Raw genomic sequence first — 10,889 nt, 5'->3', positions numbered from 1 at the left:
CGTTACGCGTTGAAATCAGAAGAACACATCGAGGCGGAAGTACACCGGTCGTTCACCCTCGGTGAAGGCGTCGGGGCGCTCCAGGGAATGGGCGAAGGTCACCGAGGCGGCCAGGTGCTCGCCGCGGGCGCTGAGCTCCAGGGCATGGCCGCTCAGGCGACCGCTGGCGCCACTGTTGTGGCTGTCATGGCTGATCACGCCAACGTCATAGGCCAGCGCAGCGCCGTACTGCTGCACGAAAGGCTGCAACGGCTCCCAGGTGACCGGTCGGGTCCAGCGCAGCTGGTTGCGCCAGTAGCCGCCGCTATTACCAGACAGCGATTGATCCTTGTAGGCCCGCACCGAGTTGAGGCCACCAACGCTGATACGTGCTGGGCTGAACAGCTGGTCTTCACTCTTCTGGCCAGTGGCCAAACTCTCGAAACTGAAGCGCTCGCCACCCAGATTGAAGGGCTGCAGGTAACTCAAGGTGAGGGTGTATTTGTTGTAGCGGGCAACCGGATCCTGGCCATGGGGATGGCCGTTGCCCTGGGCGTCGAAAGCACCGATACCGCGCTGCCAACCGATGTCGGCGTTGACGAAGGCGCTGCCCACCCGCCGGCCATGGTTGAAGCCCAGCTGCCATTCGCTGAGGCGGTTGCTGGAAAACTCCAGGCGGTTGTCTTCGATGAAGTTGTTGCTGCGAATGTGGCTCAGGCCGGTGCTGAAGGCGGTCTTGCTGACGCTGTCGCGGTGCAGCACCCGTTCGGCCCGCAGGCTATGGCTCTGGTAGTCGCCATCGGTCTCTACCGGAAAGCCGTTGAGGTCGGCGGTGGTGCGGTAGTAGGACTGGCCGTAGTTGTAGCTGAAGGTCCACCAGCCATAAGGCAGGCTGTAGTAGAGGCTCTGGCTATGCGAATGGCGATAGCTGTCGCTGACCGCATCGCGGCTAGCGCGCAGGCTCAACTGGTCGGCCAGGCCCAGCGGGCTGTCCCAGTCCAGGCCGACGCCCCACTGCTGTTCGCCGGTGCTGCGCTGGCCGTCGTTATGGCGCGACAGGCTGGCGCGCCACGGCTTGCTACGCTCGCCCTGCAACTGCACACGGCTGCCACCGACCTGCTCGCCGGGCACCAGCTCCAGCTTGGCGAAACGCGATGGCAGGCGGTTGAGATTCTCGACCAGCTGTTCCAACTCGCGCAGGTCGAGTACCTCGCCGGTCTTGCCGGGAAAGCTCATGGCCAGCTCACGGTCGCTTGCCAGGGCGGAACTGTCGAGACCTTCGAGGCGGCCTTCGACCACGGTGATCTTCAGGGTACGGGCAGACAGATCCTGCTGGGGCAGATAGGCGCGCGTGGTGACATAGCCGCGGTCGATGTAGTGATTGGTAATGGCCTTGAGCAGCGCGTTGAGCTGGCTGACGCCCAGGCAGTCGTCAGCGAAAGGCGCGAGGATCGCGGCGCGGTCGGCCTCGGACAACAGGGTGGCACCACTTATCTCGATATAGTCGATGGCGAAACAGCGTTCGTCATCCGCGACAGGCTCGGCAGGCTGTTGCGCCTCACGGCCCGGGAGCTGTTGCAGCTCTTGCAACCGTTGCTGCTGCTCTTGCAGCAAACGCTCCTGCCTGTCGCGGTACAGCTCGCGTTCACCAGGACTCTGAGCGAACGCCAGAACAGGAAAAACAGCCAGACAAAACCCTACAACCGCAGCTCCGTTGCGTACAACCATGCATCCCTACCCGTGGTAAAACTCGTTCGTCGCTACGACGGGCTCATGCCGGGTGGGTTCCCGCACGCGTCAAAAAACCGCTGAACGGTCATTTTGTATGGCATAAAAATGGCGATTGGCTGGCAAATGGATTGCACCAGGCGCTTCAATCTCGATGTTCTTCGTTCTACTGTTCGAGCTGCTTCTTAAAGCTCGGGGCAATCTGCCGGCGCACTGATCGCAGTCTCCAGCGGCTTGCATCGACAGCTGTCGACCTCACCGTCACCAGCGTTGCCCATCCTGCCCCGCCCCCCTAGAATGCCGCGATGCAAAATGACCTCGATCAGCGACTCGCCTCTCTCAACCCAGCCCAGCACCATGCGGTCACCACGCCGCCCGGTCATCAACTGGTGCTGGCCGGTGCCGGCTCCGGCAAGACCCGCGTGCTGGTGCACCGCATCGCCTTTCTGATCCAGCGCCTGGACGTCTCGCCGCACAGCATCCTGTCGGTGACCTTCACCAACAAGGCGGCGGCAGAGATGCGTCATCGCATCGAGGACGTGCTCGGGCAAAGCCCGGCGGGCATGTGGGTCGGCACCTTCCACGGCCTGGCGCACCGCCTGCTGCGAGCCCACTGGCAGGAAGCCGGGCTGGTCGAGAACTTCCAGATTCTCGATTCCGACGACCAGCAACGGCTGATCAAGCGGGTGATCCGCGAGCTGGGCCTGGATGAGCAGCGCTGGCCGGCCAAGCAGGCGCAGTGGTTCATCAACGGCCAGAAGGACGAAGGCATTCGCCCGGCCGGCATCCAGGCCAGTGGCGACCTGTTCCTGGCCACCATGCGCAGCATCTACGAAGCCTACGAGGCGGCCTGCGCCCGAGCCGGCGTGATCGACTTCGCCGAGCTGCTGCTGCGCGCCCTCGACCTGTGGCGCAACAACGCCGGCCTCCTGGCGCATTACCAGAAGCGCTTCCGGCACATCCTGGTCGACGAATTCCAGGACACCAACGCCGTGCAGTACGCCTGGCTGCGCTTTCTCGCCATGGGCGGCGAAAGCCTGATGGTGGTGGGCGACGACGACCAGTCGATCTACGGCTGGCGCGGCGCGAAGATCGAGAACATCCAGCAGTTCGACAGCGACTTCGCCGACGCCGAGATCATCCGCCTGGAGCAGAACTACCGCTCCACGGCGAACATCCTCAACGCTGCCAACGCACTGATCGCCAACAACCAGGGGCGCCTGGGCAAGGAGCTGCGTACCGATGTCGGCGATGGCGAGCTGATCAGCCTGTACGCCGCCTTCAACGAACACGACGAAGCGCGCTACGTGGTCGAGACCATCGAGGACGCCCTGCGCAAGGACGGCCTGCGGCGTAGCGACATCGCCATCCTCTACCGCTCCAACGCCCAGTCGCGGGTGCTGGAAGAGGCCCTGCTGCGCGAGAAGATTCCCTACCGCATCTACGGCGGCCAGCGCTTCTTCGAACGCGCGGAAATCAAGAACGCCATGGCCTACCTGCGCCTGATCCACCAGCGCGGCAACGATGCGGCACTGGAGCGGGTCATCAACGTGCCAGCCCGCGGTATCGGCGAGAAGACGGTGGAAACCCTGCGCCAGTTCGCCCGCGCCAACGACCTGTCGATGTGGGCCGCGCTGCACGAAGCGGTCGGCACCAAGGTGATCGCCGGCCGCGCCGCCAGTGCACTGAACGGCTTCGTCGAGCTGATCGACACCCTGGCCCTGAAGGTCGAGGGCCTGCAATTGCACAGCACCGCGCAACTGGTGATCGAGCAATCCGGCTTGCTCGCCTATCACCGCGACGAGAAGGGCGAGAAGGCCCAGGCTCGCGTGGAAAACCTCGAGGAACTGGTGTCCGCCGCCCGTGCCTTCGACTCCTACGAAGGCGAGGAAGGTGACGACGCGCAAACGCCGCTGGCGGCCTTCCTCGATCACGCTTCGCTGGAAGCCGGCGACACCCAGGCCGCCGAACATGAAGACAGCGTGCAGATGATGACCCTGCACAGCGCCAAGGGCCTGGAGTTCCCGCGGGTGTTCCTGGTGGGCATGGAAGAAGGCCTGTTTCCCCACAAGATGAGCCTTGAAGAACCCGGCCGCCTGGAAGAGGAACGCCGCCTGGCCTACGTGGGTATCACCCGGGCCATGCGCAACCTGGTGATCAGCTACGCGGAAACTCGCCGCCTGTACGGCAACGAGACTTACAACAAGGTTTCGCGCTTCGTGCGCGAAGTGCCGCCACATCTGGTGCAGGAAGTACGCCTGTCCAACAGCGTCAGCCGCCCGTACGGCAGTGGCAGCCGCAGCATGAGCGGCAGCAGCCTGTTCGCTGGCAGCGCCGTGCCGGACACGCCGTTCAACCTCGGCCAACGTGTGCAGCACTCGCTGTTCGGCGAAGGCACCATCCTCAACTTCGAGGGCTCGGGGCCCCAGGCGCGGGTGCAGGTGAACTTCGAAAGCGAAGGCAGCAAGTGGCTGATGCTGGCGTACGCCAAGCTCGAAGCTATCTAAGGAGCCTGTTCAAAGGCAGCTGCGCGTCGGCCCTGCTGCGTTGAAATCAGACTCGGAATGCTCATGTACAAAAGTACACTCCGCTTCCTCGCCTGATTTCGCCTTGCAGTGCTCTAGCTCGCAAGCCTTTGAGAAGACTCCCTGAAATCTTGGCGCGAATCTTTTAATAAAAAACGGGCACGCTGCTCGACACTCAAGGGAGAACACCATGAACCGCCGCAATCTGTTCGGCGCCGCGATGGCGCTGTTCGCTGCCATCGGCCTGGCCGGCTGCAAGGAAGAAACACCCGCCGGGCAAGGCAGCGCCGCCGCTGCCAAAGCCGAAACCTTCCACTGGAAGATGGTCACCTCCTGGCCGAAGAACTACCCGGGCCTGGGTACTGGCGCCGAACGTCTGGCCGAACGCATCAATGCCATGAGCGCTGGGCGCCTGACCGTCAAGGTCTACGCCGCCGGCGAGCTGGTTCCCGCCCTGGAAGTGTTCGACGCGGTGTCCCGCGGCACCGCCGAGATGGGCCATGGCACGCCGTACTACTGGAAAGGCAAGGTGCCGGCGGCGCAGTTCTTCTCCTCGGTGCCGTTCGGCCTGTCGACCCTGGAAATGAACGCCTGGCTGAGCAAGGGCGGTGGCCAGGCCCTGTGGGACGAAACCTACGCGCCCTACGGCGTGAAGCCCCTGTCGGCGGGTAACACCACCATGCAGATGGGCGGCTGGTACAACAAGGAAATCAATTCGCTGGACGACATCAAGGGCCTGAAGATCCGCATGCCGGGCCTGGGTGGCGAGGTGTGGACCAAACTCGGCGCGATCACCGTCAACCTGCCTGGCGGCGAAATCTTCACCGCACTGCAGACCCACGTGATCGATGCCACCGACTGGGTCAGCCCTTACAACGACCTGGCCTTTGGTCTGCATAAAGCGGCCAAGTACTACTACTTCCCGGGCTGGCAGGAGCCACAGGCGGTGGTCGAATCGATGGTCAACCAGAAAGCCTTCGACAGCTTGCCGGCCGACCTGCAGGCCATCGTCGTCGAAGCCGCCCGCGCCGCGACCCTGGACATGATGGACGACTACGTCTTCCACAACGCCAAGTCCCTGGCGCAGTTGAAGGAACAGGGCGTTACGATCAAGCGCTTCCCCGACGAAGTACTGGCGGCAATGAAGCGCGAGTCGCAGACCGTACTCGAAGACCTGGCTGGCCAAAACGAGCTCAACGGCCGCATCTGGAAATCGATGAAAACGTTCCAGGACGAAGCCACGCCGGTGGGCGAAGTGACCGAGAAGGAACTGTACAACTGGCGCTGAGGTGTCAGCGGATGTGCAGTGAAACGGAGCCTGCGGGTTCCGTTTCACCTCCCATTTTCATTGACCTGGCGTAGCGCGAACCGTTTCGCTGGGCAAAAGCTCGAAACATTCTGTTGCTGGTCATGCCCACCCGCCACGGGCAAGATGTCTAACAGTGTTTCAATAACCGAGAGAAAACCGATAATGCAGCGTTTCCTCAGCATCGCCCTGGTAATCTGCCTGGGCCTGTCCTTCAGCCTGACTGCCGACGCCAAGCGTATGGGCGGCGGCAAATCCTTTGGCGCCGCGCCGAGCCACCAGACCCGGCAGGCCACGCCGCCATCCCAACCTAATGCCAATGCCGCTGCCCCGGGCCGCACGCCTGCTGCCGCCAGCGGTGCTTCGCGTTGGCTCGGCCCGCTGGCCGGCCTGGCCGCCGGTGGCCTGCTGGCCTCCATGTTCATGGGTGACGGCTTCGAAGGCCTGCAGATCATGGATATGCTGATTTTCGGCCTGATCGCCTTCCTGTTGTTCCGCTTCCTGGCCGCACGTCGCCAGAAGCAGCAGCCGAACGTCGCCGCTGCCGGTGGTGCTCCGTTCCAGCGTGAGGCCCATGGCCAGCCGCAGCCGGCTCAGCCGTCGATCTTCGGTGGCAGCAGCACCGCGGCGATCAAGCCGGTGATCAACGCACCTGCCTGGTTCAACGAGGAAAACTTCGTCAACGCCGGTCGCGAGCACTTCCTGAGCCTGCAGCAGCACTGGGATGCGAACGAGATGGACAAGATCGCCGAGTTCGTGACCCCGCAACTGCTGGAGTTCCTCAAGCGCGAGCGCGCCGACCTGGGTGACGGCTTCCAGTCCACCTACATCGACAACCTCGACGTGCAGCTGGACGGTGTCGACGATCACGCCGACAAGACCATCGCCACCCTGACTTTCAGCGGTGTTTCGAAGACTTCGCGCTTCGACCAAGGCGAAGCCTTCAGCGAAAGCTGGCGCCTGGAGCGTGCCGTTGGCGAGAACCAGCCTTGGCTGGTCGCCGGTATCCGCCAGAACGGCTGATCCCACACGCACTGAAAGAACCCGGGCTTGCCCGGGTTTCTTTTTTGCAGCGTTTTTTCGGAACCTCCAGGCACCCGGCTGACTCAATGCGCTGCAAGCGCAGTTACAAGCCCATATGGCCTTTTGCCCCTGGCTGCTTGTGACGGCCTTCCATTCAGCGTAAAAAGCTGCGTTATCGAGGAGCAGCAGTGCAGCCGCGGCCAGCAGGCCTGCGTCTGCGTCGTGCGCTCCGGAATCTGATGAGAATCGCCAGACTCAGGTGGAGCCGCCGTGGAAGAAGTCATCGAACAACTGCGTGAATTGAACGAGCCGGTGCCGGTACCGCTGGAGCTGCCCGAGGAAGAACTGCTGGTGGAGATCGAGGAGCAGATCCTCATCAACCTGCCCTTCGAGCTGCGCGAATTCCTGCTCAAGGTCAGCGACGTGGTGTACGGCCGCCTGGAGCCGGTCACCGTGACCGACCCACAATCGCACACTTATCTGCCCGAAGTGGCTTCGGTCGCATGGTCCCTGGGCGTACCACGCGAGCTGGTACCGATCTGCGAAGACCAGGGCAACTACTACTGCGTCGAACAGGATGGCACCGTCCTGCTCTGGGACGGCGAGGAAGAAGACCTCACCGACGAAAGCTGGGATTCGGTGTGGCACTGGGTGCGGGAAGTCTGGCTGGAGGAGTGATGCCGGCCAGCCTTGTAGCTCGGTGAGCACAGCGATACCCGGGCAATGCTGTCCTGGGTATCGCTTCGCTCAACAGCAGGCTACGACCAATACGACAAGGGCGCCTTCTGGCGCCCTTGTCGTTTTCAGTGATGTCCCGGTGTGTCGGGCTTGTCGAGGGTTTCGAACAAAGCGATCTGCAGGCGCGTGTGCACGCGGATGAACCAGCGCCACAGCACGGCGACCACGCCAGCCGCGACCACACCGACCAGCAGCAGCATGTCGTTGGACGGCAGGATGCTCGATGACAGCGCGGTGAGCAGCACCATGATGCCGACCAGCGACAGCAGCGGAATCACCTCGGAAATTACCTTGCGCACCCGCGCCGTGTGACGGCCGGCCTTCTCCTGGCGCACGCCCATTTCGGCGAGCAGCATGGAAAGTGCCTTGATCTTGCGGTAAGCAGCGATCAGGCATGGCAGCGAGAGAATCAGCGCGGCGCCCCAGATCACCGCCTTGCGCAGGTTTTCCTGGTCGATCCACTCGGCCAGCCAGGCACCGATCTGCGCGGCGAAGAAGGCGATACCCAGGAAGATCGCCACCACGAAGGCCAGGTTGACCAGCACCTGCAGAACGATCTTGCGGATCATGCCGGCCAGTACCGCGCCCTGCCCCTGCGGCTGGATGCTGCGCAGCCACTCACCGTACAGCGAGAACACCCGCGACACGCGCTGCGGCATCACGTTGCCAAGGCTCACCGCCAGCGGGTCGGCGGCGCGGATCAGGTAGGGCGTGGTCAGGGTGGTGATCACCGACACGGCCACCGCCACCGGGTACAGGAAGTCGCTGGTCACCTGCAGGGTCATGCCCAGGGTGGCGATGATGAACGAGAACTCGCCGATCTGCGACAGGCCCATGCCGACCCGCAGCGAGGTGCGCCCGTCATTGCCGGCGATGAACGAGCCGACGCTGCACGACAGCACCTTGCCGACGATCACCGCCACGGTGATCACCGCGATCGGCCAGGCGTATTCGATCAGTACGTTGGGGTCGAGCAGCAGGCCGATGGCAACGAAGAAGATCGCGCTGAACATGTCACGTACCGGCTCGATCAGGCGCTCGATCTGCAGCAGTTGGCGCGACTCGGCCATGATCGCACCGATCAGGAAGGCGCCCAGTACCATGCTGTATTCCAGCTTGACCACCAGCAGGCAGAAGCCGAAGCACATGCCCAGCACCGCCACCAGGAGCATCTCGTTGCTTTCGAACTTGGCCACGTAGGCCAGGATGCGCGGCACCAGGATGATGCCGATGACCAGTGCGACGATCATGAACAGCGACAGCTTGCCGACGGTGGCGAACACTTCACCGGTCTCCACCGTGCCGCTCAGGGCGATACCGGACAGCAGCGCGATGATGCCGATGCCGAGGATGTCCTCGACGATCAGTACGCCAAAGATCAGTTGGGCGAAGCGCTCGTTCTTCATCTTCAGGTCGCCGAGCGCCTTGATGATGATGGTGGTCGAGGAAATCGCCAGGATCGCGCCGAGGAACAGCGAGTCCATGGTGCTCCAGCCGAAATAGCGGCCGATCTCGAAACCGATCCAGATCATCAGGATGATTTCCAGGAACGCGGCGATGAACGCCGTGGCACCGACGTTGAACAGCTTGCGCAGGCTGAACTCCAGCCCCAGGCAGAACATCAGGAAGATCACCCCTAGCTCGGCCAGGGTGCGGATGGTCTCTTCATCGTGGATCAGGCCGAACGGCGGCGTATGCGGGCCGATCAGGAAACCGGCGAGGATGTAGCCAAGTACCACCGGTTGCTTGAAGCGGTGGAACAGCACGGTAACCACGCCGGCTACCAGCATGATCACCGCTAGATCCTGGATGAAGCTGATGGCATGCATGAGGAAACGGCTCCTTGTTTTGGGCAGGCACGAACGCGCTCGGGCGGTTGCTCGATGGCGCATTGGGGCCTGCTGGAATGGGGAAGATCAGCCCATTTGCTGGGCCATATTGACCGCAGGTTAACATTCGCGCCCGACGCGTCGCGGCGCGGAAATATTCAGAAATATTTGCCGCAAACCACGAGGTGGTGCGCGTTACAGCGGTATCCGGAAAAGACGCTGGGCGTCCCTTCGAGGTCACCTGCCAGAGGCAGACACAACGTGCATGCCACGCAAGCGATCAGCGCATCGGCTCTTGTGCCTCGGCACTGACCTTCAGGTAGCTGCCGGCCACGCTGATACCCGCACCACCATACTCCTGGCAGCGCTGGTCGATGACTTCCAGCACCTGGATATCCAGTCCCTCGTGCAGCAGCTCGACGGCACAGCCGCTGGGCAGATTGGCCGATGCCAACTGAAAGTAGGCTTTCTCGCCCTGCAGCGCGCCCTGCAGGTTGCCAATGGCCGCCGGGCCATACTCCTCCACCTTCAAGCCCGCACGCAGGGGCGAAAAAATCGCCTGAAAGCTGCCATCCGGCTGGCGGCTGATGTCCAGGCTGCTCCATACCGCCGCGCCGGCATAGCGCAGATAGCGGCCTTCGATGCTCTCGCCCAGGGCCTGGTAGTCCACGGCGCTGGCCACCGAGCGCAGGTTGTTGCGCGTGGCGGTGCCCTGCATGCCATCGGCCAGGGCGACGTTCAGCCAGGCGCGGGCCTTGCCGGGCTGCTTGAGCCTCAGGCTGGTCACCACCAGGTTGTTCAACGCCAGTTCACGGGCCGCGAGGCTGTCCGAACCCTGCTGCTCGGCACGCCGCAGCTGCCGTTCGAAGGCTTCGGCGGCATCGTCGTAGCGGCCTGCCTGATAGGCCGCGGTGCCGGCTGCGTTGCACAGGCTGACGCTGTCGCAAGGCTGGGGGGCGGCCTGGGCAATGCCGGCGAACAGGGGCAGCAGGGCCAGGCAGATAACGGAGCGCGTCATGGGATCGTCCTAATGATTGAGAGACTATGGCTCTAGGAGTGAAATGCCGGTACATACGTTGCAGCAATCGACCGCATAGACACAATCGACCAGCCGAAGCCGCGCAGACGGCCGACAATCACGCCCCGTCCACCTGATGAGCGAGACCTTATGGAACCCGGCAACGCGCAACTGACGATGACCGTCCTGATGACCCCGGACATGGCTAATTTTTCCGGCAATGTACACGGCGGCACCCTGCTCAAGTACCTCGACGAAGTGGCCTACGCCTGCGCCAGCCGCTATGCCGGGCGCTACGTGGTCACCCTGTCGGTGGACCAGGTGACCTTTCGCGAGCCGGTGCACGTCGGTGAGCTGGTGACCTTCCTGGCCTCGGTCAACTACACCGGCCGCACCTCCATGGAGGTGGGCATCAAGGTGATCACCGAAAACATCCGCGAACGCTCGGTGCGCCACACCAACAGTTGCTTCTTCACCATGGTGGCAGTCGACGAAAACGGCAAATCCACCGAAGTGCCGCCTCGTCAACCGGAGAGCGCAGAGGAGCGCCGACGTTTCGAGCAGGGCCGTCAACGCCGGGAGATCCGCCAGGAATTGGAAAACCGTTACCGCGCGCTCAAAGGCGACGCGTGACGCGGCTTACAGCATCGACGGGGCTAGGTGACACATTTTGTATAAAGACCTTTTAGTTATAAGTAATAATTTAATATAAAATATCGGTCTTTATGGTCGGGCAATCCGAC

General features: G+C 62.8%; 8 protein-coding genes. 5 read left to right on the top strand and 3 right to left on the bottom strand.

The window, feature by feature from the left end; all coding sequences use genetic code 11:
* Positions 1 to 15: 15 nt before the first annotated feature.
* Positions 16 to 1,707, bottom strand: coding sequence for a ShlB/FhaC/HecB family hemolysin secretion/activation protein (locus BVH06_RS09625; protein WP_075933920.1), 1,692 nt, complete (start codon positions 1,705 to 1,707; stop codon positions 16 to 18).
* Positions 1,708 to 2,012: 305 nt separating this feature from the next.
* On the opposite strand from BVH06_RS09625, the gene uvrD reads away from it, so the two are divergent.
* The 4 genes from uvrD (at position 2,013) to BVH06_RS09605 (ending at position 7,239) form a co-directional block, all read left to right on the top strand.
* A complete protein-coding gene (uvrD, locus tag BVH06_RS09620) occupies positions 2,013 to 4,214 on the top strand; it encodes a DNA helicase II (protein WP_075933919.1) in 2,202 nt (733 codons plus the stop codon).
* Positions 4,215 to 4,422: 208 nt separating this feature from the next.
* The gene (locus tag BVH06_RS09615; RefSeq protein WP_075929094.1) at positions 4,423 to 5,520 is read left to right on the top strand and encodes a TRAP transporter substrate-binding protein; all 1,098 of its coding nucleotides are present in this window, start codon (positions 4,423 to 4,425) and stop codon (positions 5,518 to 5,520) included.
* A 183-nt stretch (positions 5,521 to 5,703) separates the two neighbouring features.
* Positions 5,704 to 6,561 (top strand): Tim44 domain-containing protein, encoded by an 858-nt coding sequence (locus tag BVH06_RS09610; RefSeq protein WP_075929093.1) that lies wholly within the window; start codon positions 5,704 to 5,706, stop codon positions 6,559 to 6,561.
* A 270-nt stretch (positions 6,562 to 6,831) separates the two neighbouring features.
* Entirely contained in the window at positions 6,832 to 7,239 is a 408-nt protein-coding gene (locus tag BVH06_RS09605; RefSeq protein WP_075929092.1) for an SMI1/KNR4 family protein, read from the top strand.
* Positions 7,240 to 7,364: 125 nt separating this feature from the next.
* Here the strand turns inward: BVH06_RS09605 and BVH06_RS09600 are convergent, their stop codons facing one another.
* Entirely contained in the window at positions 7,365 to 9,128 is a 1,764-nt protein-coding gene (locus tag BVH06_RS09600) for a cation:proton antiporter (protein ID WP_075933918.1), read from the bottom strand.
* Positions 9,129 to 9,408: 280 nt separating this feature from the next.
* Entirely contained in the window at positions 9,409 to 10,146 is a 738-nt protein-coding gene (locus BVH06_RS09595; RefSeq protein ID WP_075933917.1) for a tetratricopeptide repeat protein, read from the bottom strand.
* Between the two features lie 150 nt (positions 10,147 to 10,296).
* Between BVH06_RS09595 and BVH06_RS09590 the strand changes: the two genes are divergently transcribed.
* Positions 10,297 to 10,779, top strand: coding sequence for an acyl-CoA thioesterase (locus BVH06_RS09590; RefSeq protein ID WP_075929089.1), 483 nt, complete (start codon positions 10,297 to 10,299; stop codon positions 10,777 to 10,779).
* Positions 10,780 to 10,889: the final 110 nt, after the last annotated feature.

The organism is Pseudomonas sp. PA27(2017) (assembly GCF_001945445.1).
Classification (GTDB): Bacteria; Pseudomonadota; Gammaproteobacteria; order Pseudomonadales; family Pseudomonadaceae; genus Aquipseudomonas.
The sequence above is the reverse complement of the archived record's forward strand: the minus strand, read 5'-3'. Positions and strand labels throughout refer to the sequence as shown.